24 protein-coding genes are annotated in these 25,101 nt (G+C 46.3%); 14 read left to right on the top strand and 10 right to left on the bottom strand.

What is annotated here, in order from left to right; translation table 11 throughout:
* Positions 1-14: 14 nt before the first annotated feature.
* On the bottom strand, positions 15-1,115 hold the full coding sequence (locus B9N89_RS19205) for a tetratricopeptide repeat protein (RefSeq protein ID WP_132319886.1): 1,101 nt from the start codon (positions 1,113-1,115) through the stop codon (positions 15-17).
* 236 nt (positions 1,116-1,351) lie between these two features.
* Here B9N89_RS19205 and B9N89_RS19210 point away from each other — a divergent pair, with 236 nt between their 5' ends.
* The 3 genes from B9N89_RS19210 to B9N89_RS19220 all read left to right on the top strand — a co-directional run bounded on the left by B9N89_RS19210 (position 1,352) and on the right by B9N89_RS19220 (position 3,818).
* The gene (locus B9N89_RS19210) at positions 1,352-1,846 is read left to right on the top strand and encodes a DUF420 domain-containing protein (RefSeq protein ID WP_132319888.1); all 495 of its coding nucleotides are present in this window, start codon (positions 1,352-1,354) and stop codon (positions 1,844-1,846) included.
* A gap of 67 nt (positions 1,847-1,913) precedes the next feature.
* On the top strand, positions 1,914-2,645 hold the full coding sequence (locus B9N89_RS19215; RefSeq protein ID WP_132319890.1) for an FHA domain-containing protein: 732 nt from the start codon (positions 1,914-1,916) through the stop codon (positions 2,643-2,645).
* Between the two features lie 210 nt (positions 2,646-2,855).
* A complete protein-coding gene (locus B9N89_RS19220; RefSeq protein WP_143478222.1) occupies positions 2,856-3,818 on the top strand; it encodes a S1 family peptidase in 963 nt (320 codons plus the stop codon).
* Positions 3,819-3,875: 57 nt separating this feature from the next.
* On the opposite strand, the gene B9N89_RS19225 is transcribed toward B9N89_RS19220, so the two are convergent.
* A complete protein-coding gene (locus tag B9N89_RS19225) occupies positions 3,876-5,279 on the bottom strand; it encodes a hypothetical protein (protein WP_132319894.1) in 1,404 nt (467 codons plus the stop codon).
* A gap of 127 nt (positions 5,280-5,406) precedes the next feature.
* Positions 5,407-6,450, bottom strand: a complete 1,044-nt coding sequence (locus tag B9N89_RS19230) for a 3-deoxy-7-phosphoheptulonate synthase (RefSeq protein ID WP_132319896.1) — start codon at positions 6,448-6,450, stop codon at positions 5,407-5,409.
* Positions 6,451-6,586: 136 nt separating this feature from the next.
* Here B9N89_RS19230 and B9N89_RS19235 point away from each other — a divergent pair, with 136 nt between their 5' ends.
* Positions 6,587-7,138 carry a cyclic nucleotide-binding domain-containing protein gene (locus B9N89_RS19235; RefSeq protein ID WP_132319898.1) on the top strand — a complete coding sequence of 184 codons (552 nt, stop codon included), beginning with the start codon at positions 6,587-6,589 and terminating at the stop codon, positions 7,136-7,138.
* A 128-nt stretch (positions 7,139-7,266) separates the two neighbouring features.
* On the opposite strand, the gene B9N89_RS19240 is transcribed toward B9N89_RS19235, so the two are convergent.
* Positions 7,267-7,788, bottom strand: a complete 522-nt coding sequence (locus tag B9N89_RS19240) for an SRPBCC family protein (protein WP_132319900.1) — start codon at positions 7,786-7,788, stop codon at positions 7,267-7,269.
* Positions 7,789-7,796: 8 nt separating this feature from the next.
* Positions 7,797-8,123: a DUF1820 family protein gene (locus B9N89_RS19245; protein ID WP_132319902.1), complete on the bottom strand. Its 327-nt coding sequence runs from the start codon at positions 8,121-8,123 to the stop codon at positions 7,797-7,799.
* 274 nt (positions 8,124-8,397) lie between these two features.
* Between B9N89_RS19245 and lysS the strand changes: the two genes are divergently transcribed.
* From lysS to B9N89_RS19265, 4 genes are all read left to right on the top strand, one after another.
* Positions 8,398-9,975: a lysine--tRNA ligase gene (lysS, locus tag B9N89_RS19250; protein ID WP_132319904.1), complete on the top strand. Its 1,578-nt coding sequence runs from the start codon at positions 8,398-8,400 to the stop codon at positions 9,973-9,975.
* Positions 9,976-10,027: 52 nt separating this feature from the next.
* Complete coding sequence (locus tag B9N89_RS19255; protein WP_132319906.1) at positions 10,028-10,483, top strand: LEA/WHy family protein; 456 nt, start codon at positions 10,028-10,030, stop codon at positions 10,481-10,483.
* A gap of 73 nt (positions 10,484-10,556) precedes the next feature.
* The gene (locus B9N89_RS19260) at positions 10,557-13,382 is read left to right on the top strand and encodes a 7TM diverse intracellular signaling domain-containing protein (protein WP_132319908.1); all 2,826 of its coding nucleotides are present in this window, start codon (positions 10,557-10,559) and stop codon (positions 13,380-13,382) included.
* Positions 13,383-13,469: 87 nt separating this feature from the next.
* Entirely contained in the window at positions 13,470-13,946 is a 477-nt protein-coding gene (locus B9N89_RS19265) for a glutathione peroxidase (protein ID WP_132319910.1), read from the top strand.
* Between the two features lie 29 nt (positions 13,947-13,975).
* Here the strand turns inward: B9N89_RS19265 and serS are convergent, their stop codons facing one another.
* On the bottom strand, positions 13,976-15,247 hold the full coding sequence (serS, locus tag B9N89_RS19270; protein ID WP_132319912.1) for a serine--tRNA ligase: 1,272 nt from the start codon (positions 15,245-15,247) through the stop codon (positions 13,976-13,978).
* Positions 15,248-15,442: 195 nt separating this feature from the next.
* On the opposite strand from serS, the gene dusB reads away from it, so the two are divergent.
* Both dusB and B9N89_RS19280 read left to right on the top strand, forming a co-directional pair.
* A complete protein-coding gene (gene dusB, locus B9N89_RS19275; RefSeq protein WP_132319914.1) occupies positions 15,443-16,546 on the top strand; it encodes a tRNA dihydrouridine synthase DusB in 1,104 nt (367 codons plus the stop codon).
* Between the two features lie 144 nt (positions 16,547-16,690).
* Complete coding sequence (locus B9N89_RS19280) at positions 16,691-17,737, top strand: glutamine synthetase beta-grasp domain-containing protein (protein ID WP_132319916.1); 1,047 nt, start codon at positions 16,691-16,693, stop codon at positions 17,735-17,737.
* Between the two features lie 3 nt (positions 17,738-17,740).
* Here B9N89_RS19280 and B9N89_RS19285 read toward each other — a convergent pair whose 3' ends face one another.
* Positions 17,741-18,304, bottom strand: a complete 564-nt coding sequence (locus B9N89_RS19285; RefSeq protein ID WP_132319918.1) for a hypothetical protein — start codon at positions 18,302-18,304, stop codon at positions 17,741-17,743.
* Between the two features lie 10 nt (positions 18,305-18,314).
* A complete protein-coding gene (locus B9N89_RS19290; protein WP_165931711.1) occupies positions 18,315-19,460 on the bottom strand; it encodes a hypothetical protein in 1,146 nt (381 codons plus the stop codon).
* Between the two features lie 210 nt (positions 19,461-19,670).
* Here B9N89_RS19290 and B9N89_RS19295 point away from each other — a divergent pair, with 210 nt between their 5' ends.
* Positions 19,671-20,063, top strand: coding sequence for a response regulator (locus B9N89_RS19295; protein ID WP_132319922.1), 393 nt, complete (start codon positions 19,671-19,673; stop codon positions 20,061-20,063).
* Positions 20,064-20,099: 36 nt separating this feature from the next.
* Positions 20,100-20,573, top strand: coding sequence for a hypothetical protein (locus B9N89_RS19300; RefSeq protein ID WP_132319924.1), 474 nt, complete (start codon positions 20,100-20,102; stop codon positions 20,571-20,573).
* 8 nt (positions 20,574-20,581) lie between these two features.
* Here the strand turns inward: B9N89_RS19300 and B9N89_RS19305 are convergent, their stop codons facing one another.
* Together B9N89_RS19305 and B9N89_RS19310 are read right to left on the bottom strand one after the other, a co-directional pair.
* On the bottom strand, positions 20,582-22,714 hold the full coding sequence (locus B9N89_RS19305) for a response regulator (RefSeq protein WP_132319926.1): 2,133 nt from the start codon (positions 22,712-22,714) through the stop codon (positions 20,582-20,584).
* On the bottom strand, positions 22,707-23,339 hold the full coding sequence (locus tag B9N89_RS19310) for a response regulator (RefSeq protein WP_159455493.1): 633 nt from the start codon (positions 23,337-23,339) through the stop codon (positions 22,707-22,709). The genes B9N89_RS19305 and B9N89_RS19310 overlap by 8 nt, the downstream gene beginning before the upstream one ends.
* Before the next feature lie 237 nt (positions 23,340-23,576).
* Between B9N89_RS19310 and B9N89_RS19315 the strand changes: the two genes are divergently transcribed.
* Positions 23,577-24,332 carry a response regulator transcription factor gene (locus tag B9N89_RS19315; RefSeq protein ID WP_132319930.1) on the top strand — a complete coding sequence of 252 codons (756 nt, stop codon included), beginning with the start codon at positions 23,577-23,579 and terminating at the stop codon, positions 24,330-24,332.
* Between the two features lie 160 nt (positions 24,333-24,492).
* The gene (locus B9N89_RS19320) at positions 24,493-24,897 is read left to right on the top strand and encodes a hypothetical protein (RefSeq protein WP_132319932.1); all 405 of its coding nucleotides are present in this window, start codon (positions 24,493-24,495) and stop codon (positions 24,895-24,897) included.
* The last annotated feature ends 204 nt before the right edge of the window (positions 24,898-25,101 follow it).

The raw sequence follows: 25,101 nt of genomic DNA on the forward strand, positions 1-25,101 counted from the left end.
TGTGCCCATCCAACTCAAAGATGTGCAGCGCTTTGAGTTGGTGCTGCAGGGCTGTGGTTTACGTTGACTTCAATATTTCGATCTTTCGAAGCTAATTTATACCCAAATCGGCCTGAAAGTAAGCACACTGGTTGATTCTCATAGGGCTCGATCAAAGCCCTAATCCGCCTGGCTAGGTCAAATATCCGAGGGTCGTGGGTTCTCGGTTTGTATTGTTGGTCAGGCCAGAGCTGAGCTGCGATCTGCTCCTTGTTCACAAATCCTTCTTTGCGATGGAGCACATCAAGAAAGTTGTAAATCAGAGGCTTGTCGTGCAGAGGAATCCACTTGCCTTGCACCGCAATTCGTTTGAACTCATGGTCAAACTGAAGCGGTGAACTCAGAGTGAAATTATTGTCCTTGAACCTCTCATTGACCAGGTAGGTGAGATAAACTGATTCGTCTGTATTAAGGTAGCAATGCATCAAATCGAGTGTTGCTTCGAGAGATTCTGATCGCCCTGTTTCCTGATACATAGATGAAAGTCCGAACAAGCTTTTAATGATGAAGTAATTCCATTGGTGCGGAATCGACTTGCGGATCACCTCTTGAAAGATTCGCTTCGCCTTCTGAATATTGTTATCGACGCTATAAAAAACGTTGGCTTTTAGCAAGCGGAAGCTTAAGTCTTGGTCTAATGGAACAACATCGAGTAGTTCTTCCAACTCAGGTAGTAATCGTTTAATTTCTGAGGTCTTGCGGATGGAAAAGTAGGAGTTCGTCAAACCGAGAATTGCCTTAAAGTACTCCCGAACCGATTCACTTTTGTCGGCCAAGAGCCGAAATAATCGAATCGCTTTTTCCCACTCTTTGTCAGAATAATGAAGTTTCGCCATCACATAGAGGTAGAAATCGGATTGCTTTTCTTCGTGCTCGGTAAGGTGCCGGAGGAGGGCCTTTGCATCGTTAACTTTATGCATTTCAAATAGAGCCTGGGATTTATAAAGCTGCATTTTGAAAAAAGGATCGGAACCAGGGTCCATCACCAGGCTTCGATCGACAGCTTCAACCACTTTTCTGAATTCGCATTGATAACAGAGATTCTTAATCTCATCGACTTTACTGTTCCAGTCCATTAGCCATCCCATTTATAGTCATTTGCACTCGAGCAGATATTGCTGCACAAACCGTGCCTTGCTAAAATAGGTTATAATGGCTCGAATTGCCGCCTATTTCGTGAAATTCCGGCAATCATGGCGGGGGTGTTGGTATACAATTGTTACCGCTAGCCAAATTATTGATACCATAGCAATGGATCTAGTTGCGCTTGTGACTTATGTCTTGATTCGGGGATTGACGCTGATACTATACCTTGCTTTTTAACCAACTATCTTCCGAGGTTGCTTTGATCGATCAAATGTCCCGGGCTCCTATCGTCGTTGATATCATGGCTGTCGTTTTAGTCTTAGTGCTTCCTGCCATAGTTTTAAGTATTGTTCTTGCTAAAAGGCGGCAATATCTTCTGCATAAAAGAATTCAGCAGGTGATCGCTGTGGTCATGGGAATTTTGATTATTGGTTTTGAATACGAAATGCGAACCATGGGCTGGAGACAGATAGCAGAGGACTCACCATATTACGATTCTTATGTTATGCCCGCGCTGATCGTTCATCTACTATTCGCTATTCCCACGTTTGTATTGTGGATATTGGTGGTTTATGGCGCTGCTAAAAATTTCGGGACCCCACCAAAACCTTCCAAATATAGTATGATACATAAGAGGATGGGGCGTGCCGCGTCCTACCTTTCCTTTGGCACAGGTATTACCGCTTGGTTGTTCTACTGGCTGGCGTTTGTCGTAGGATAAGCCTGAAATCCATAGGCGGCGAATCATCCATGCAGTCGCGGTTGAGATCAGAAGGGGATGGTCGAAGATGACTCAAACGGGTTCGAATAAGGACAAGCGCGGAGTCCTGGTTTGTATATCTGGGAAAAGAAAGGATGAGATCGTCAAACTTCGCCGCGACAATACGATCTTTGGCCGCGAAAAAGCCGATGTGATCGTGAGCGATGCGGAGGTTTCAGCCACTCATTTTCAAGTCCAGAACATTGATGATGTTTACCATATATTCGATATGAATAGCAGCAATGGCACCTACGTCAATGGCGAGCGAATCGTCAAGGCTAAGCTTCGGGAAGGGGATGTGATTGAGATTGGCAAGACCAGTTTTCGATTTGCCCTGGAAGATGAGAAGAATGTTCGTCATATCCCAACTCTCTTTTCTGCAAGTCGTAAAGGCAAGGATCGCACCAATAGCTTGGTGGATACGCTGATTGAAGATGAACTAAAATCTGCAAAGCATATTCAGATGGTTATCCAAGTCACATATGGCGATCAGTCTAGCGAAACCATTGAGCTTCAGCAAAAGGTGGCATTTATCGGCCGAGCATCGAGTTTTGGTCACTTCGACCAGGACACCGAGATTTCTCGCAAGCATCTCATGATTAAGCTCAATGACACTGGTGAGATTTTTGTCGAAGACCAAGGCTCTACGAATGGCTCCTTCATCAACGGCAAGAGGATTACTGGTATGCACCTCGTCAAGAAATCCGACAAGATCACGGTTGGTCAGTGCCACCTGTATATCTACCCAAAAGGAATCTGACCTCGCTATCCATCCTTGTACCAACAGAACGCTAGGGTTCATCGTGTCGAAACCGTCTATAATCAGACGGTGCTAGTTGACTCTATCAAATTTTGCTTTCGGAATTATTTCATCCTGAAAAAACTTTGATTATCCCCGATTTAAAGGCTTCGGATAAGTCTGTGTGAAGGTGGTGCGATCGTGTACTTAGACCTTCTAACGGAGCGAAAGATGAATTACCTGAAGTATGTTTGGATCGCTGTATTATGTAGCTGTGTCCACCAGCCAGAAGATAGTGCGGACCACGAAATATTTGTTAAACCAAAGGGCAGTCTTCAAGTAGAACGATCAAAGGCCAGTGCAACGTTTGCTGGGGTTCAGGTTGTCGTCGAGCCGTCTCTAAAAAGTTCTGAATTCTCCTTCTTAGTAAGAAAACCGCATCGGATGGATTTGATGGATGACCTCATAGACATCGTCGTCGACTCCGCCATGCTCAAAGTAAACTATACCAACGGTACGATTTATATTTCTAAGCAGCCTAAATACCAGCCTCAAAGAAGCCAGCACAGGCGGCGGGCATTTAGTCTCGCTTCCATAAGAGACTCACTTGGAGTCATGGTGAGCTCAAATGGAATGAAATCCTATTCGTGCAATGGATTTTTTATTGACTCTCGACACTTTGTTTCTAACCATCACTGCCTTGTCGGGTCTGAACCTTGCGATGGAATTCAAATCACAGCAAGCAACAGGAAAGTCTTCTCCTGCAAGAAAATCATTGGGACCGATCAAGAGATGGACTATGTGGTCATTGAAACCAATCGGCCCAGATCGGCGAAGAACCAATTTCTCGAATTTGATACCAAGCTCTACTCCTTCGAACAAACAGACAAGCTATGGGTTGTCAGCGTCAGAGACAACATGGAACTTGTCAGCCCTTGCTCGGCGTTAGGCAATGGTATTTCCACAAATGCGGGAGTTCTTTGTAGTAGCCAGAAGGGCTGCCGCTTGGCGAGTTTGCTAAGCCAGTGCTCTAATCGGACGATTGCTTTGGGAGATTCTGGAAGTCCAGTTCTCAATAGCAAGGGAGAGGTTATTGGGCTGCTTTGGGGGTATGTTCATGGCGGAGAAAAAAACTTGCCAGCGTTTGTACCATCACGTCTGCTAAAGCAAGAATTTAAGAATATGGATATATGAAGTTGCCTTATGGTGTAAATGATGATCGCCTCGATCATCATTCCCCTTTTTTCCGATCTATCTATTGTTAATCAGCGTGACAGCTTTTGACTTGTGCTCGGAGTTGATCCAATTCACGCGACAAGTAATGGTATGGTCATGGCTTTCTTCCGACTGCTCATCACCTTCCACCCGCTTTTTGGGAGTGGTCGAGCCAACAACTTTGGCAAATAGAGTTTGACCATCCTTGAGAATCAACTTTACCAGACCATAATTAGCTAGCCCCATGGGAATTCGGATCTGAAAGAAGTCACCGCCCACTCGTTCCAGCCTGGCATCAAGATTGATTTCACAAAAGGTGTAGCGATGGCTCCGCGAGATATGAATGTTTTGTCCTGAGCTGCCATTCTTTGTTTTAAGGTATTTTGATTGGATCAAATCTGGAAGGTTTTTGGGAATCTGAAACAAAGCTTCGATATTTCTGCCGAGGGCAAAGTTGTGAAACTTAGCGACATCCTCTTTTTTTGCCCCTACCAAAACCACTGTGGAGTGATCAGGTGTTTGCGCAACCATATCTTGGAAGCGGCCCATGGCTTCTCCTTCACAAAGGCGATATTCAATGAAAACCAGTGACGGGGTAAAGTATTTAGGTTCACTGATAAGGCTCTTCTTTTGTAAGGCGGAGTGAACGTCAAATAATTTGGGATCTAAGTACTTCATGATCGCGTTGCGCAATGCTGGAGATTGCATCGCTAAAAATACCTTTTTCTTATCCCCTCGATTATTCTTCTTTAGCTCGTTGATGACGTGTTCGACGTTTTCGGGAGGTGCGTCTTGATCTGCTTCCCAGCTGCAAACCGCGGCTTCCGAAAATCGGTAGGCTAGATTTTTACTTTCTTGAGATTTTACCTTTAGATTTAAAACTTGGCTGCCCATCTCATCAGCGAGGGGGCCGCTAACGCGCAGTCCATCGCCAAGATAAGGTCTGGCTTTCGATTCAAGCCATATCTCCTCACCGTTGATCCAGGTGATCCGAGCTGGGATACCCACGGCTATCGAGTCATTGACGGTTGAGCCCTGCTGTGCAGATAGCTGCGACATTTCATTATTGCTGGCTGTGGAAAACTGGAATCGGTGCAACCAGTCGCTTTCATCCAGGGAAAGAGGAATGATGTCACGGAAGCCGTAGCAAGACGCATAAAAGCACAGCTCATCGTTCGCTTTAGACAAAGATAGTAGAAGGCGTGCCCCTTGGATGTCTGGCATGCCTGCTAATTGATCCATGGCCTGCCTAACTTGCTCCGGATCAAGTTCGTCACCAATAAGAATAATTGACACTCGTTTGACGAGCAGGTCCTTATACATATCTTCGAAGTTACTATAGAATGTGACGACAAAGTCGAGTTCTTCGAGAAGGGCAGATCTTTCCTCGTGCAAGGGGCTTGGGTGATCGACGAGCCAATAAATGCCCTGGCGCTTCATGTGTCCTCCCTGGCGCTAAATGTCCAGCATATTTGATAATGCATCGGCTTGTCTAAGGCAGAATTAAGAATCCTTCTGCCATAGCCGAAGGATTCAGAATAACATATTGTAATTCTTGGAGAAAGGCTTATATATGCAGGCTGCTATGGGCCTTGCGAAGGAGTGCTTCTGTGGTTTCAAAATCAATACAGCCGTCGGTCACAGACTGGCCATAGGTTAGCGGACGTTGATCCAAGCTCTGCTTGCCCCCAACCAAAAAGCTTTCCAGCATCAGCCCTAGGATGGATTGCTCGCCTTGGTTAATGGTTTCGATGACCTCTTCGAATACCTCTGGCTGGCGCCGATAGTCTTTATTGCTGTTACCGTGACTACAATCGATCATGATGCGTCGTGCGTTAGGCTCAGCCTTTAGCAAGGATTTCGCTGTTTGTATGGACTTGCGATCGTAGTTTGGTTGCCCTCCACCACCTCGCAAGATGATATGGACATCTTTATTGCCCTTGGTTCGAACAATACTGGTGTGCCCTTGGCTATCGATGCCTAGAAAGGCGTGAGGAGCTTGTGCTGAAACCATAGCATTGGCGGCAATGTCGAGACTGCCGTCAGTTGCGTTTTTGAAACCGACGGGCATAGAGAGGCCGCTTGCCATCTCTCGGTGGGTCTGACTTTCGGTTGTCCGAGCACCGATTGCTGCCCATGAAACAAGGTCGCTGGTATATTGTGGAACGATCGGATCCAAGAACTCCGTAGCTGCAGGAAGCCCTAGTTCTGCAATTGATATCAGTGCCTGGCGAGCCTTGCGGATGCCGGCAGCCATATCTTGGGAGTCATCGAGGTGAGGATCGTTGATCAAGCCTTTCCAGCCAACGGTGGTACGTGGTTTTTCAAAATAGACCCGCATGATGATGAACAGCTTATCTTCTAATTCCTGGCGTAGCTTATTTAGTTTATTGGCGTACTCTAGGCCTGCTTTCTGATCATGGAATGAGCATGGGCCGACGATTACTAGGAGCCGTGGGTCGTCTCCCTGTAGTGCACTGCGAATCTGTGATCGGTAGTCTAATACTTGGTCGATAACAGTATTCGGTGCTGGGTGAGCCTTTCTCATCTCGACCGGGGATATGAGGGCTTCGAACTCGCGGATATGGGTGTTACTACTTTTCTGAGACATGATATTTCTTTCCTAGGTGACCGGATACTTGTAGCCCTGAGTTGCTTGCCAGCAGGGCTTAAATCTTGATCATTTAGGCATATTCCAGCCGGGTGAGCAAGGCCCAATGCCTTGATAGCCAACGACAGGGAAAAATTTGCTACCATCGAGTGCTGTGAATTATCTTCGCAAACATGTTATCCTTGGCAGTGAGCGGTGGACTGTCGTAGAGGGTAACATGAGTGTTTCTATTGATGTTTTGAGAGGCTACAGGCTGTTTTCTGAGCTTTCGGAAAGCGAGCTGAAATCCCTATCAGATAAATTTAGAATGAAAACGGTTCCCGACAAAGAAGTCTTTATTCATGCCAACGAGATTTCCCACAATATATATCTGATCGTTGAAGGTGGGGTTAGCGTGGAAGTAGCTACTCCCGATCAGTCCATGGAAGAGCTGGCTAAGCTTCACAAAGGCCAAACAGTAGGCGAGTTTATTCTAGCTAAAGAAACCCGTCGATCTGCCACGGTACGCGCCATTGGCGAACTAACTCTATATGAGACTAGCAAAGATGAGCTTACGGATCTTTTTGAAAACCACCCTAGGCTAGGTTATCTGGTTTACCGCAATCTATCCGAAGTACTCGTCGATCGCATCCGCGACACCAATATGTTGGCAAGAAACGCCTTGGGGTTAATTTCGCAGCAATTCTGAAGCCCCATTTGTAGAGGCTGTGTAAGATTAGTTCTAATTGCGGGTCTCCTGTAAATCTTTAGATGAGAAAAGACTTACCGCGGCTTTTACTCCTTTTATCGTGCCGAATCGCTGAATACGGCTAGCCACTAGTTCTTACTAAGCTCGCGACGGATAGCTTGAATATATGCCTTTTGGAAAGACTCGTGGCCAGCGAAGTAGTGAGAAATAAAGCGTATAAACGGATTCTTAATCGTTCCACTTTCTTGAATCGTGATGGTCGTTGCAGATGGGCCAGCTTCCTCTAGTTCAATCTCCCAAGTAACTTGAAAGGGAGCCATATCATCGGCAACTCGCCGGACAAAGCGATGAGGTGCTTCCGATTCAATAATTTCATAGGTCACAGCTTCACCGCTACTATAACTTTCCTCGAAACGTTGCACCCCATTCTCTTCGAATAGACGTACCGAGGCAATAGACGGATTCCATGATGCCTGTGCCTCTACATCAGATACTTTCTGCCAAACAAGATCCCTAGAAAAGGCCAGGTGCTCTTGGGTTGTTACCTTATGTTCTTCAGGTAAGCTTGTGCCAAACAAGGTGATTCCACCGAGAATTGTAAGAAAGACTCCAGACAAAATGCCCATCAGGATCAATGGCTTTCGCAGCATGCTGATTCCTATTGCTGTGGTTGTGGATTCTGAGAATCTTTCTTGATTTCAGATAGAAATGGCAAGTTCTTTAGGTCCACTGGCTCGTCGAGCAGCTCTTCAACGAAGAGTATATTGTGATAGGGAATGTGGATCGCTAAGGTCTTGCGAAAACGCTTACTGGTAGCATCTTCTTCAGGCATGATGATTTTTTTAGTGTTGTCTCTAAAAACGAATTCGCTAAGGGTCACAAGACCAGGAATATCCGATGGATAAACCTCGCGGACCAAAGCCTCACGGATATCGCCCTTGTCGTTTTCACGGAATCTAACCTTATATATCGACTGATCGTCCATAGTATGTCATTTCGCTTGGGGTTCACATCTCAACCTCCTAAATTTAACCAGAGACGCAAGGATGTCAAGTTGTAAGCTACACGATAGTGAGGCACCATCGGTTTGTTCTCATGACGCTGTAAGCATCTTGCTCGTAGTTTCTTATTGATGCGCTCTACCTGCGTCATTGTATGATGAAACTAATGTTTTTATTGCCTGCCGCGACGACTATGGTAAAAGTACCGGACTATTTTGCCTGTTTTTTCCCGACACGGGAATCACTCTGGAGTTGGACATGAAGCCTTTAACGCCCCATTGGGCAGATCAAACAGCAGTTCGGATCATCGGTGCCTGTGGCGACCGGGAATCCTATACCGTCGCGAGTGGTATAACCCCAAGTGGCACGGTACATATTGGCAACTTTCGAGAGGTTATTACGGTCGAGTTTGTTGCAAAGGCCCTTGAGTCTCTAGGCAAGAAGGTCCGTTTTATTTATAGCTGGGACGACTTTGATACCTTTCGTAAGGTGCCTGTCAATCTTCCGCAACAAGACATGCTGAAAGAGGAGCTTCGTCGGCCCATCAGTCGCGTGCCAGACCCCTATGGCGAAGACGCTAGCTATGCGGCTCACAACATCAGAGTTTTTGAAGAAGATCTCGCTCAGATTGGAATCGAGCCAGAGTTTCTTTATCAGCACAAGCGCTACTCCGATGGTCTCTATGCTGAGGGCATTAAGAAGGCTCTTGAGAACAAGGACACCATCAAAACTATTCTAAATAAGCATCGCAGCACACCACTGGGAGATGATTGGCTGCCGACAGCTGTCTACTGCGAGGCATGTGATCGTGATGAAATGGAATACGAGCGTTACGATGGTGGCTATGAATATTCCTACAAGTGTAGCTCCTGCGGTCACGAAGCAACCACAGACATTAGGACAACGAAGAACCTAAAGCTCAACTGGCGGACCGACTGGCCCATGCGCTGGGACTTCGAAAAAGTCGATTTCGAGCCAGGTGGTAAGGACCACTCCAGCGATGGTGGTTCTTATGATACGGGAAAGCGTATTGTTAAAGAGATCTATGGCTTTAAAGCTCCTCAGTACTTGCAGTATGACTTTGTCTCCATCAAAGGTGGCACCGGTAAGATGTCCTCATCGTCAGGTAAGCTACTGACTCTTAGGGAGGCATTTGCGGTTTACGAGCCTCAGATGGTGCGATGGATTTTCGCGAGCCAGAGGCCGAATCATGACTTCTCTATTGCCTTCGACGTGGACGTTATCAAAGTTTACGACGAATTTGATCGGGCTGAAAAGCAAGCTCTAGGTCCAAAACCTGAAAAACTTGGCAAGTGGCCTATGGCTCGTCGCACTTACGAACTTTCTGCAATTGGTGAACTCTACCAGGAAGCGCCTTACCGTGCTCCTTTCCGCGAGCTTTGTAGTCGTCTCCAAATTTTCGATGGCGATGTTAACAAAACTTTGGAGCGCTACTACGCAGACGATGTTCGAACGGAACTTGACCGCCAACTATTCGAGCGGCGCTGTGAAAAGGCTTTAGCTTGGCTAGAGTTATACGCTCCAGACGAGTTCAAGTACAAAATCAATCAAGAGCCCGTAGAGATTGATCTTGACGATTCGCAGAAAGCTGCCTTAAGTGCGTTGCGCGCCCTGGTAGAATCTACTGACCTAGACGCAATTTTGCCGAAAGACCTCAATCAGAAGATTTATGACGATGTGATTCGCAAAGTCGATATCGAAGCCAAGCATTGCTTTCAGGCAGTGTATATGAAATTGATTAATCGCGAACAAGGGCCTCGCCTTCCTGGCTTCTTAAAAGAGTTAGGCAAAGAGCGGATCTTGAAGCTGATATAGAGTTGGTGTCGCTCCCTGCGACACCTTCTTGATTGAAGGAGAAGGAGCTAATATGGCTCAGAATGTTCTTGTTGTCTTATTCTGTGTGTTTTTGAGTTCTTGCTCCATGCTTGCAAAGTTCGTGGCTGAGCAACCGAAGGTTGAACTAAGTTCGATTAGCTTCAGTCACTTGAGCCTTAGCCGCGTTGAGCTGGCCTTTGAAGTATTGGTTGAAAATCCAAATTCCTTTGAGTTAGGCCTCAATCGTGTGGACTATGAGGTTTTTGTATCTGAACAGAAAATAGGCAAAGGCCATTACCAGGAAGCGTTTCGCGTAGCTGCTAAATCCAAAGCCTCACTTAGAATTCCATTTACGTTGGATACCCAAGCAGCCATCTCCGTTGCTAAGGAGTATTTTCAAAGGGGTGGTAAGTTAGAAGCTCGCGTCAAAGGTCAATCCGAATTTTCTACCCCAGTTGGGACCTTCAATAGCCCATTTGAAGCATCTAAAGCTATAGTGAAGCCTTAGGTATTTTTTACCTAGAGGCCTTGAAATCTCTCACCGATAACCCCTCAGAGAAAGATTTCTTTGTGGGATAGGTATGAGTCGTCTACTTCTGACTATCGCGTTCATTCTTTTCAGCTTTGACGGAAAAGCCAAAACACGGCTTGCCCAAGATGGGATTATGGATCTTGAAGGCTGGAATCCTAAAGGTGGTGAGAAGCTTCGCTTTGATGGCCAATGGATGTTTTTCTGGGATGAACTGCTGACCCCGATGCAAGTTTTAGAGCGCCTCCAGGAGTCTGACCAGGTACCTTTGGTGAGTCTTCCCCCTGGGCGCTTCACCCAAGGTGAGAACGGGGAACAAGCCTCCAAGAACCAGGGTGTGGCAACTTATGTGTTGCGCCTTAAGAACCTCGATTCCGACTTGAACCTAAGCCTCTATTTTGTAGACGCCTTTACTTCCACTAAAATGTACTTCTTTGGTGATCATATTTTAGACAATCCCAAACCATTCTACGAGGCGGGAACTGTTTCAAAAGATCCCAAAGAAGCAGTGGCCTATGTAGGTAGAGGCAGGAGTCAGGCGTTCCAGCCTAGTATTCTGGCTGGCGATCATTTTCTTCTAGTTCAAGTTGCCAACTATAGCAGCTATTGGGGAGGGCTGTGGGTTGCGCCGGAGATCGGTGATTATGAAGGCCTCTTAAAGCAGGAGCGCTTCGATATCATTCTCTACTACACGCTTCTTGGGTTTCTTGCTTTTATGAGCCTCTACAACTTTAGCCTGTTTCTGCAAAGGCGAGAGGACAAGGGAAGCCTCTACCTCAGTATTTTCATTTTCCTAGTGGTAATTCGTGATTTGGCAGCAACCAAATATGCGGAACTGATAGGAATACCTTCAAACCTTATGTTTGAAGTTAACTACAAGATCGACTACATCACGATTTTTCTGCCAGGAGCCTTCTTTGTAAGCTTTCTCGACTTCTATTTTACAGCCTATTCTTCTCGGAAGGTGGTGCGAACCATATGGTATGCAAACTTTATTTTTGTAAGTTTTATCCTTGCCACTAGAGTGATAAACTACAGCCCTCTTCTGCCGGTAGCCCAGATTTTTGTTTTGGTAAGTGCGAGCTTTGGGATGATTATTGTCCTTCGTGCGTTTTGGAACCGCGAGCAAGGTGCAGCTCTTTCCATGGTGGGTATGCTCGCCATCGCGCTTGGGCTAGTCAACGATGTGCTCTATTCAATAGGCTTTACCTTCCTACCTAGCAATTCTATTGCATATGCTGTGGTTTTCTTTTGTTTCTTTCAAGGCCAGATTGTGGGAATCAGATTTGCAGCTGCATTTCGTCAGGCGGAACGTCTCTCTCGTCACCTAAAAGCAGAGGTGGAGCGGCAAACCCGAGACATCCGATCCATATTGGCCAGTATTCGGCAAGGCATCTTCACGATCCGGCCCCAAGATTTACAAGTCGGTGAAGACTACTCACAGCATCTTGAGCAAATTTTGAATACGAAAGACATCGCAGGCCGTGGAGTTATGGATCTTCTTTTCTCAGAGAGTAGCCTGAGTTCGGATCAAAAAAAACAGCTTCAAACGGCCCTTGATTTTACCATAGGTGAGGATGTCCTAGCATTTGAGTCGAACCTTCATTGTTTTGCTAGGGAGTTGCGGCTGAAGTCGACGTCAAGTGATGAGAAAATTGTTGAGCTTGACTGGAGCCCTATCGTGAATCAAGAGGACGAAGTTGAGAAGGTGCTTGTGGCAGTCCGAGATGTTACCCAATTAAAAGATCTTGAAGAAAAGGCCGCAGCAAGGGAAGAGGAACTTGAAATTGTCGAGCAACTTATCAACGTATCACCCCAGCGATTCTATCGTTTCCTACCCCAGGCACGAAATCTGATCGATGAAAACAATAGCTTGATTGCTACAACCGAAAGCTATCAAGAAAGAGTGGTTAAAGATCTGTTTGTCAGGATGCATACCCTTAAGGGCATCTCAAGAACCTTTGGCTTTGATGAGCTAACCGATCAAGTTCACTTGGCTGAGGACTATTATGTGCAGATTATGAATGGTCAAGAATCTTGGGATCGTCAGCGCATTGAGGATGATTTAAATCGAGTCAGCGACGCATTGGAGCGCTATGATCGGATCAGTCGAGAAAAGCTTGGGCGCTCGGAAAATGACGATAGCTTAAATCTGAGTCATGATGAACTTGTGGAAGTAGTGGAAGCTGTGCGCGCCCTAGAGTCGCAGGTGGGACCTATGGAACGGAAGGAATTATCAACTATCTCTCGGGTAATCAATCGTTGTTACTATCTGCCTTTCTCAGATGTGCTTGCTGATATTGAAAACTCTTTAGAATCATTGGCGAACGAATTAGGTAAGCCAGAGCCGAAGCTTTCTTGGAAGGATATCGGAATCGGAATGACCCGCGAAGGCGCTGAGTTGCTAGGCCACGTTCTAGTCCATTTGATTCGAAATAGTCTCGATCATGGCATAGAGAGTGGAGATGTTCGGGAGCAGAAGGGGAAGTCGCGATCAGGTGAAATATATATTGATATGTGTAGTAGAGACGATGGCAGTTTAGAAATTCGATTGTCTGATGATGGGCAGGGACTAAATCTAGGCAAAATAGAAAACCGGGCACGGGAGCAGGGTTTGATCGCTTCTGGAGATGTTTTAGAGCCAAATAAAGTTGCTGGGCTGATTTTTGAATCGGGCCTTTCCACCGCTGATAAGGTTTCTAATATTTCAGGTCGAGGAGTTGGTATGGAAGCGGTGCGTACTTTCTTGCAGGACGTTGGGGGGGATATTCAAGTCGTTCTTCAAGGGCAGGTCAAGGATGGCTATGCAGCGGTGGCCTTCGTCTTACGAATACCGCTGAAGTACTACGGAAGTATTGACTTAGGTATGTCTGCTTAAGTGGATTCAGAGCCTCGACTATATTCTAGGTTTTGTAGTTTGACTCTGTTAGCATCAGAAAATTTGATGTTAACCACGAGGAAAATCATGCCAAACATCTACGATTTCTCTGCGGAGACCATAACGGGCGAGCAACAGCCCTTAAGTGCATTCAAAGGCCAAGCTATGCTCATTGTTAACGTGGCCAGTGCGTGTGGGTTGACCCCTCACTATGAAGGGCTCCAGAGCCTTTACAGCGAATATAAAGATCAGGGTTTCACGGTTCTAGGTTTTCCGTGCAACCAGTTTGGGGCTCAGGAACCTGGCAGTCATGAAGAGATAAAATCTTTTTGCGAAACTAAGTTTGGCGTATCGTTTCCTATGTTTGCCAAAATCGATGTTAATGGCGATCAAGCCCATCCACTCTACAAATTCCTGAAGAATGAGAAAAAGGGGAACGAGGGTGATGATATCGAATGGAACTTTGCGAAGTTTTTAATCAACAAAGAAGGTGAGGTGGTGGAACGATTTCACCCCAAAGTAGAGCCGAAAGATATTAAACCGTCGATCAATTCGCTATTATAAGAAAGGGGCTGTTGAAGCCCCTTTTTATTCTATTTCTTACCGATAAACTCTTGGCCATTGAGGTATGGACGGAGCGCTTCAGGAATAAAGATACTACCATCAGCCTGTTGATGAACCTCAATAAATGGAATTAAGACCCGAGGTGTAGCAATCGCTGTGTTGTTCAGTGTATAGCAAAAGTTTTTCTTCTTGTTGCTATCCTTGTAGCGAATCTTCAAGCGACGGGCCTGAAAATCGTGAAACGTAGAGCAGCTATGAGTTTCACTATACGCATTGCGAGATGGCATCCAAGTTTCAATGTCATGCTTTCTCACCTGCCCTTGCCCTAGATCTCCCGTACAGACGTAAACAACCTGATAAGGAAGCTCCAGAGCCTGCATAATCTGCTCAGAATTATTGAGAAGTTCGTTGTGTAGGGCTTCAGAGTCCGCCTCGTCAGCTTTGGCAATAATCACCTGCTCTACTTTCTGAAATTGATGAACACGATAAAGCCCATGAGTGTCCTTACCGTAGGTTCCAGCCTCACGGCGAAAGCAGGAGCTTTGAGCCATGTAGCGAATCGGTAGATCTTGCTCCTTGAGCATCTCATCGCTGTGATAAGAAGCTACGGGTACTTCTGCTGTGCCGACGAGCGCAAGTTCATCCCGCTCGATGTAATAGGCTTGGTCTCGACCATTTGGGAAGTATCCGGTGCCAACCATACAGTCTTCTTTCACCAGTACCGGCACAGAAAGCTGCTGATAACCCTTATTATAGAGATGATCGAGAGTGAATTTGAGTAAGGCTGACTCCAACCGAGCTGCGTCTCCTTTGAGAACATAAGAGCGGCTACCGGCTAGCTTTACGCCCCGTGGGATATCGATCCAGTCGTTGAGCTGGCCAAGTTCTACATGGTCGCGGATTTTAAAATCAAAGCTTGGTAAGGTCCCCCAAGTTTTCACCTGAACATTTTCAGCGTCGTCCTTTCCGACAGGAACATCAGCACGTGCAGGCGCAGGAACGGCGAGCATCTTTTCGTTGAATTGATCTTGCAATACTTTGACCTGCCCACCCAGTTCGTCCATCCGAGGTTTTAGCTCGGCGACCTCAGCTTTCAGGCTCTCCTGCTCCTCGGGCGGGACTTTTGGGATTTTCTTCGATACGGCGTTACGTCTGCTTTGTAGCTCTTCCAGTTGGGATTGCAGGGATTTAAGCTCATCATCTAAGGATAAAATACTATCGAGATCGACTTTGAAGTGTTTGTCTTTTGCCGCTTTCTCAACTAAACCTTTGTTTTCTCTGATGAACTTTATGTCTAACATGGATTCCTCTAATGCCTTCAGCAATACGTTTGAAAACTACTCAGCTACCACAGTCTGGCTACTGATGTCACTAACTTACGCCTAGTAGCCGGGATTTTCAAAAAGGATTCTGGACGAGCCAGGTAATTTCCAGTATTAAAGGGCGTCAGGCTGGCTAAAACAGCAACCCGTGAGTTTACCCAAGGATTTGATTTCATGACAAAAGTTTCTCCGTTCCAACGATTAGGTATCAGCGAAAATCCAGTCGTGCTTGCTCCTCTTGCAGGGGTGTCTGACCATCCGTTCCGCCGAATTTGCTCCCGCCATGGTGCAGATTTAACGTATGTTGAGATGATTTCAGCCACTGCCATGATCTATGAGAGTCGCCGGACCTATCGCATGCTAAAGCGCCATGAGTCGGAGTCTGTGCTTGGGGTTCAAATTACAGGCCGATCAGCGGAAGACGTGGGCAAGGCAGCGGAAATTCTTCATGATATGCCATTTGATACGATTGATATTAATATGGGCTGCCCAGTCAAGAAAGTTGTCAAAACCGGCTGTGGGAGTGCGATCCTGAAAGAGCCAGATCGAGTCTACGACACGGTGAAAGCTCTTCGAAATGCCACAGATAAAGTGATTTCAGCGAAGATTCGCATCGGGTGGGATCACAGCTCCATCAACGGTATCGAGATTGCTCGGGCCATCGAGGAAGCAGGTGCTGACTTTATGACAGTTCATGGCCGCACCCGGAATGATGACTACTCAAAGCCTGTGGATCTTGAATATATGGCTCAGCTGAAAACTGCTGTATCAATTCCTCTCATTGGCAACGGCAACTTATTTAGCGCTTTCGACGGGGACTACATGACCAAGGCTACCAAAGTCGACGGCTTGATGGTGAGTCGAGGAGCATTGGGCAATCCGTGGATCTTCAACGACATCAAAAAAGTGCAAAACACGGTGAGTTTGGAAGACTGGCTTGATACGGTTTCTGATCACTTGAAATGGCAACAAGAAGAATACGGAGATGTAGGAGCTGGTGCGGTGTGTATGCGTAAGCATCTTCTTTGGTATGCAAAGGGTTGGCCCGGTGTGAAGGCGCTCCGTGAAAAGATGAATGTCGCTGAAAGTCTTCAAAGTGCCTTGGCAATGGTGCAAGAATTCGCAGAACAGCTTGCCAGCCAAGGGATTACTCATCGCTTTGATGTAACAAACAGTGATGCGGAAGGCCGATTTGTTTGGGACCCTAAGTACGATATGGATCGAAAACTTGATCGTGGTGTCGGTGACGACGGCCTAAGCACACCTCCCCAATTATAAATTCATCGGCGAGCTAATCGGCTCGTCATCCCATGACTCTCTTGTTGACCTTCCGTATGGAAAGGTTCAATATTTCCACTGCTCATCCTTAAACAATTGAACGGAGCTTGGCTTGTCCAAGACTTCTGTGTAGAGAGGTTTGTCATGATTAAGCAGGCGGAATACATCTGGTTAGATGGAAGGCAACCCACCCAGAGGTTGCGATCAAAAACGCGGATCGTCAATGGCTTGAGTTCAAGCCCTGCGGTTGAGGACTTTCCTGAATGGAGTTTTGACGGTTCATCCACCTACCAATCACCGGGTGGCAACAGCGATCTACTGCTTCGTCCAGTAAGCTATGTGGATGATCCTGTTCGTGGCGCGGGTAATTACCTGGTCATGTGTGAAGTTATGAATGAAGATGGTTCGCCCCATGAGTCAAATCACCGCGCGCGCCTCCGGGAAACCTTGGAAAAAGGTGCCGCCGATGTGGATCCTTGGTTTGGGTTTGAGCAAGAATACGTATTGTTCGATGGCAATCGTCCTTTGGGCTGGCCGGAAAATGGCTACCCACCACCTCAAGGCCCTTTCTACTGCGGTGTTGGTCCGAATCAGGTTTATGGCCGCGAGATTGTTGAGCAACATACCCAAGCCTGTATTAATGCGGGTATCATGATTTACGGTATCAACGCAGAAGTGATGCCTGCTCAGTGGGAGTTCCAAGTAGGATATCGGAGCATTAACGAAGAATCTGCCGATCCTCTCACCATTGGCGATCACCTATGGATGGCTCGCTGGCTTCTGTTTAGAATTGGTGAAGACTACGGAGTCGAGGCCGTTCTTCACAGTAAGCCGATTCAGGGCGATTGGAATGGCTCTGGGCAGCATACTAACTTCTCTACCAAGCCGATGCGTGATGCCAAAACAGGAATGGCAACCATTGAAAAGTACATCCAATTGCTAGAGAAAAAGCACGAGGCGCATATTGCTGAGTACGGCGAGGGCTTGGACCAGCGTTTGACTGGGCTTCACGAGACCTGTGCGATCCATGAATTTAAGTCAGGTGTCGCTGATCGTGGTGCTTCCATCCGGATTCCGAGACAGGTGGCCAATGAAGGTCATGGCTATATCGAAGATCGTCGGCCGGGAGCCAATGCGAATCCTTATCGCATTGCCAATCGTATCCTGAAAACTGTTTGTGAATTAGATTAAGTGTTAAAGTCCTTCTAAAGGCTCTTGGTTGAGATCAGGAGCCTCTTGCTCGTCTCGCTGGATCAGTACTGCCGTTCGCTGCTCTTGTGGGGGCTTGGTATGGCTACGAAATGCTTTGATAAAGATGGTCGTGAACTGTGCAGTCCGAATCCCATCGCTATCGTTATTGCCAGCTTGGATCGTCGCGGGCTTGGATACGTACAGCAGCCTGCTATTAGGAACGTTGGTAATAGATGAAACTAAGCTCTCATCTTTTGGGGTGCCTTCAACAAAGATTTGACATGTTTGGCCAACGAGAGGAAGTCCCTCACCTTGAAAAACCATCGTCATGGTTCGGTAGTTGCTGCTTAGAAGAACGTCCCCTGCGATATCCGCTTCCGGGCAAGTCAAGCGAGCTGTGAACGAATCTGCTTCAAATAGTCTTAGGTCTTGGTGATCGATAACGACCTCCATATCAGAACTGTTTGCTGCTGAAAGCGATGTAGGTTCCTCGTCGCTATTTTTACAAGCACTAGACCACAAGGCAAATGCCAATATCATCGTCATGACCTGTGAATAGAAAACCATCATCCTGCTCCTAGAATTGACAACTTAGATCTTTGAGGTCGAGTTTTTGCCCCATGGGGCATGTTGTTATAGAAATGTCTTCAATCACCAACCGATCGAAAGTTCCACCAATGGCGTCAAGATCATTTTGATTCTGATTTTGCTGGTTTACAAGCAGCTCTTCCTTAGCGTTCAATGCGGTTTCTTGAAGTGCTCTTTCTTGCTTGAGTTGCTCGGCTATTCTACTGTTTCTTTGCCGAGACTCGTCACTGTACTGGGCTTGTTGTTCATTGCTGAGACGCGCCCTTTTTTCAGCAACGACACCCTTTTCAGCTTCCAGCAGACGAATCTGATCATCGATTCTTGCTTTTTCGAGGCCTTGGGACTCGCTTTGAGAGAGCCTAGCGGCTGCGATTTGATCTTCGATTGCCTGGTAGTCTTTTTGAGCAGCGACCGACTCTCGTTCAAGTCGGATTTTTTCAGATTCTCGTTGTTGCAGCTCCCGTGCTAAACTCTGAGCAATAACTCCGGAAGAAGAAACAGAGATTGGTGAAAGTTGCAGGAGAGTTTGGGGCCTGGCCTCGGCAGGCTCAAATACAGGAACGTTCTCTGGAAGTATAACGGATTCATTGATGATTGTTTCGAAGTAGCGACTTTGTGAATCAACCAAAACGATGCTATGGCAATGAGTCTGGCGTCCGAACATGCTTGCGTCAAACGCGATGATGTGATCCTGAGGCTGGTCTGTGCCAACAATCTGATGAGCTATGACATTGACTGCAGGGTTGCAGGAAACAACCACCAGCTTAAGCTCAGCTACGGACCCTTGATCAAAAAGATTCAGACTCGCCTGGAGCGTAAATGAATATTCGTGAACATCTTTAATTTCGGAGTCTCGTGGGGCTTGCGTCCCTAAAATTGCCTCAATCGGAGCACTGGAACCTTGGCTCTGGTCGATTTCTACAGCTTTATGGCTGGAAGAATTACAGGAGCTTATGATTCCCAAAAGAATTAGACAAAAACTGAGTCTCATTGAATTGTCCCTAAGAGAGTGCACGTCTGTGCACTCGCTATCGGCGATTGTAGGCTTCAACTTAAGGTACTTTTGAACGACTCCTGATTTCAGTAGCTTATGTGTCCAAACCTCAGTCACATAAATTAGGCTCACGGGTCTCATCGACCATGAAAAATAACAAATTCGGAAGACTCTAGGGGGGCCAGGCGAAAAACGACGCCGCCCACAAGAGACTAAGTCCATGAAATGCAATTCACTTCCTTGAATGAGGAAAAAAACTCATGTTCTCTGCAAAGATGCCGACTCCATACTTATTGAAAAAAATGCAGGGTATTGCTGATACTTGTGATTACTGATGGGAGGCACTGTCCAATGGAGCGCATTTTATTTGTCGATGATTCTGAGGACATTCGTGAAATATATGAGACACTTCTGACCAGTGCAGGCTACGATGTGATTTCTGCCAACGATGGTGAGGAAGCTTTCTCAGCCTACCATTCAAAACAACCAGCTATTGTGCTTACTGATATAATTATGCCCAAAATGTGTGGTATAGGATTAATCAAAAAAATCCGAGAAAATGATAGTGAGGTCCCTATCATTGCGATCTCCGGTGATCCGAGGCAAGCGCTCTTGTCATCTGAAGCGGGCGCCAACTTGTTTCTTGAAAAGCCATTTTGCTCTACAATTTTAGTAGAGAACATAAACAGGCACTTGGATCTATTAGCGGCACACCTCGACTCTGATCATGTCGCGACTCTTTGAGCCTGTGGGCCGCCGAACTTTTTTAGGAAATAGGCTATGAATCGATTCGAAGTTAAATGGATTGACAGCAAAACGGTAAAGGTTCTTGGGACGATCGACGAGAATTTTGTCTTTGAGGACGAAGTTGCAAAGTTCAAAGACGAGGTCTACATCGATCTTCAGGGCGTAGAGAGAATCAATAGCTGTGGAGTTCGTGAGTGGATCAAGGCCATCCTTAAAACCGAAGCGAAGATTCACTTCGTCAATTGTTCCTCTGTGATTGTTTCGCAATTTTCGATGATTCCAGAGTTTTTAGGCAAGCATGGTGTGGTTGAATCCTTTGAAACTCAGTTTGTTTGTGACAACTGTGGCCATGAAGAGTCGAAAATATTGAAGGTGGGTAAAGATATCCAACCAGGTCAGGAAATTTATGAAGAGGGCCCTGAAGTGGAATGCCCAGAATGCGGTAGCATGATGGAATGCGATCATAACCCAGAGCTATACTTCTCATTTCTTTCCGAAGTTAGCTAGCTCCATGTTTAGGCTGGCACTTGTTCCAGCCCTCGGAAGTCTTTCTTAATCTTACCTCTAAAATTAAAGCTCGGAATTTTTTGGATCAGGCCCTCGCTAACCTCATGGCCGAGACTAGTCGTATAAATCTTATGAAGGCAATAATCAGCACGGCTAATGGGCCTTTGGCGATTTAGATCCTTCTCCAGCTGTGAGTATTCCTGAAGTCTAATCTTTTCCTGCTCCTCAGAATTCTCTGTCGTCGACTTGAGAACTAAGGGGACGCCTTTTTCTATGGATGTGATAATGCGGTTTTTCAAGCTGCGAATCTTTTTGCGACGAGCTGGATTCTTACAGTTTTCACCCTTCTTTAGCTCTTTGAGGGCAATTTCAAGATCGTTATGCCGAGCGTAGGCCAACCCTAAATTATAGCGTACGAGGGCATCCAGTTCCTTTTTGCCTTCTGGTAGGGAGTCCAAGGCTCGCTTGTATAAGTTAATGCCTTCCGTATAGTTGCCACAGCGAATAAGAGTGACGGCTCGATTATTAGTGTAGGCCAAGACATCTTTAAACGACTGGAGTCGTTCCAAAAGCTTACGAGCAGCTTTAGTATGGCCATTCTGGATGGCACCTTTGGCCTCTGTTTCTGCAACCCGCTCATTATCATCAATGGAACGGGCCCGATTGAGAGCAGCTTCGAAACTCTCATTGTCCCCATTTTCAAGGTGACATTCGGCAATATTGCAAAGGTGATCCACGTTGAGAGGGGATACAAAACTACAGTTTTGAAGGCATCTTAAGGCAGCGTCGAACTCGCGAAGCTTCATGAGGCTGCGACCAAGGAGTTCCATGGCTTCTGGGGCTGGTCCACCATGATGGATTGCTTCCATAGCATGTTTTTTTGAGTGGATATAGCAGCCATTTTCATAGGCGATTTCTGCCTCAACTATGGCACGATCGGAATCTGTCATTCGGGGGTTGTTTAGAAGGGTCTTCTTCAAAAGCCTCACCTGATGATGATCTCCTTGGCTCAAGGCTTGGCGCAACTTATACTTCACTATCCCGGGGTCTCTTGGGGTGATAGATTCACGAATCGTCCAGACGACGGCTTTTTGAAATTGTGCTGGATCAATAGGCTTGGCTACGATTTGAGATGCTCCCAACTCCTGTACCATGGGCGTCTCACGGGCTTCAATCTCTTCGTTAATAATGATGAGAGGGACCTTACATTTTACGCGGTTTCGGATTTTATAGAGAAAAACAGGCCCGGGAAGAATAGGCAGTTGCCATTCCGAAATGATCAGATCCGGCTGCTTTTGCTTTCGGAGCCATGGTAGAGCTTTGATTGGGTTATCGAAGACAGTGACTTGATTGAAACCCATGTCCTCTACAAGTTTTCGTACAACATCTGCTGACTTCAAGTTTGAATCGATGATCAAGCAGCGATTGAATCCAAGCTTTTCCGCTACAATTTCTTGATCCGCGCTGCTTAAGGTATCGCTACCGGTATAATGCTGAAGGATATTTTTAGTCTCACTGCAATCGGGATCTACCAGATTGAGCTGATAGATGGTGTTTTTAGCCTCGTCATCGTCACTCATGCGAAACTGGTTTTCCGCAAGGCTCAATAGACTGTGGGTATCTCCGGGGTACACTTCCTGAAAGGCTTTTTCAAACGCGATGGTTTCTTCAGGGTTATCAATTTCATCCAGATAGCGCCGCAGGTATCGGGCAGAGATCTGGCTAAAGTCCCCATTTTGGTCCGTCAGTTCCTTCAGTAGTTTTTGTAGCTCCGCCTTCACTTCGGCAATCGTCAATGCTGTGCAGTGAAATGAAAAAAGGCCGAACTCGAAGCATTTAGGGGCGAGCGGATGCTTTTTGTCGTCTGCATAAGCGGAAACTTTGGTGTGGCGTAGCTGAGGATACTGATTGAGAACTTGGAGCAGTTGCAGAACATTGCCTTCATCATTGTCTTTTAAAGGAGTAAATACCCAATCTACCGAGTCCGTTTCGATGATTTCAAGAGCAGACTTGATGCTGGAGACCCCTGTTACATTCTTATACCCAAATTCCTTGAAAACGGATGTAATCACCTGCCTAATCGAGCTACTACTACCGACAGCTATGATCTTTATGCCTTTGTTTTCAAAGCGATTATGCAACGCGCTGCCTCTTTTTTAGAACCTGGTTGACAGTTTCTACGATCTTGGTCAGATCGAAGGGTTTAGCCAGCCAATGATCGACCTTCATCTTTCGTCCAGTTTCGATCAACTCAGGCTTCGAATACGAAGTCATCACAATTAGCCCAGCTGTTTCCGCAATTCTCATCTTGCGCAAGGTCTTGATGAACTGAATGCCATTCATCCTGGGCATTTTTAAGTCTGTAATGATGAGGTGAACGCCGGGAGTAGCAATAAGTTTGTTGAGCCCTTCCTGGCCATCGACCGCAGCCATCACATGAAAGCCGTTTTCTTCGAGTTCGGCTTCTAGTAAGGCTCGCAAATCGTCTTCGTCCTCAATGAGAAGAACCTTTGTTCGAACTTCCACTCCATCTCTTGTATGGGATTGCTTCGGATTTGATGCAGGTTGCTCAGGCATGGGTTCGCCAGTAATGGCTGAAACTTTCTCAAGTGCAATGGGGTGACCTTGATCAGCTGCTTTTCGCCACCAGGATAAGGCTTGATCGAGGTCGACGTCACGATCCAGGCCAATTTCGAAGAGAAAGGCTAGGGAGCACTGCGCTTCGGGGTCGCCTTCTTCCGCCAGTTTTTCCACCTTAGTTGACATCAAGTTCCTCGGGTCAGATATTCTGCTAGTCTGATATCGGTGGTCTCGGTACATTCTTGAATGATCCTCTAACCATGAAGGTTCGACATAGGGTGTATTCGCCTAATTGCGGAAAATGCTTCAAACGGCTGCTTCCTCTATGTCTCGGATTTTTTATTAGAAATACGGATGAATCTAAGGTATATCGGAATTCAAACAATAACTGCTTTGTGTTAACAGGTATTGGAGCATTCATTGATGGAAGTAGAGCGAATTGGCGATATCGTGGAGTCCCCCTATACGATTTCCCTAGATGACGATCCAATTCCAGCGAAAATCATTGAAGAAACTCTTGGAGTAAAGTGTTTTTCCTTCGCTCGGAGCGATGATCTCCTGCGGAATGCAAAGCGGTTTGAGCCCATGGGTGCATTTATTGATATCTATCTCAATGGAGAGTGTGGCCTCGATGTGGTTCCTACAGTCAGAACCCTTTGGCCAACGACTGCCATTATCGTGATGACAGGTGATCCAGACGACAATCTCGTAGGCCAAGCTCTAGCATCCGGTGCCGATGACTTTATTCGTAAGCCGATCAGCCCTCCAGAAGTCTTGGCGAGACTGAAAGCTCGGGTCGAGGATCGCAAGGATAAAAGTAGCTACAATCTTTTGAAGTTTGGTGATATTCGCATCGATCTTCGCAATAAGTCTATGTCGGGCTTGAAGGGGAACGTGTTTCTTTCAAATAAAGAACTCGACCTTTTGGCAAAGATGATACGTACAAGTGGCGTTGTTGTGCCGAAAGCCGTTCTCAAGCGTGAGCTTTGGGGCCGCACCACCGTCAGCGATAACGCTCTCGATCGCAAGATTTTTGAGGTACGTAAGGCCTTGAAGTCTGTGAGTGAAAAGGTCGAACTCCAGTCGATCTATGGGGTGGGTATGGTTCTACGCTTACGTACTTTCGAACATGATCGCGAGATCTTGGAAGATATTGACTCTAAGCTTCAATTCTCATGAATTATAAATTCTAGCGGAGTGTATTCGCATACTTGAGGGCTCAAAAGCTTCTGATACCTGCTGATAATATTATGTAAAATGCAGATATCTATAGAATGAGAAGCTCATTCTTGGTAGTTTGAAAACTTACTACGAAGTGTCACGAGCTAAGAGGGATTCTATGAGTTCAAACGAGCTAAAACTCATTTTGGTGGATCCAGATGCGAAGTTTGCCGAGTCGGTGGTAGCAGAGGCCGCACGCCATGATATTCATGTCGACCACTATAAAAACATGATGGAAATTGGCTACTTGGGTCGGTTTAAAGACTACGATGTAGCCATCTTAAACGAGACCCTGGAGAAAATGACAGGTCTGGAAATCGCGGAATATTTCGACAAATTGCTAGGCAATATGCCGATGGTTTTGCTCCACGGTAATCCCAGCTCTATTCTTAGAGATCAGTGGCCGCGATCCGTTGTTAGCTTTGTGGCGAAAGGTGATGGTGTCAGTAAGGTACTCGATGCCGCAATTGGAGCGACTCGTCACAGCTTTGCCGAACCGGTCGTGGGAGAGCAAGAAGCCTGATCATCCAGTCTTGAATGCTTCCCATCATTGGGATGCTGTATTACCATGAATTCCATTAGTCCTTTCTTGAAGACCTTAGTACTCATTCTGATTGCGAAATTGAAGTCAGCCGCTCCTAAAAACCTAGACAAACCTGGGTCCATCTAAAATTAAAGGTAATTCGCTCTCCGTTAATGTCGATTTCTCGCGTGTAACTGGAGTCCT

Source organism: Pseudobacteriovorax antillogorgiicola (assembly GCF_900177345.1).
GTDB lineage: Bacteria > Bdellovibrionota_B > Oligoflexia > Oligoflexales > Oligoflexaceae > Pseudobacteriovorax > Pseudobacteriovorax antillogorgiicola.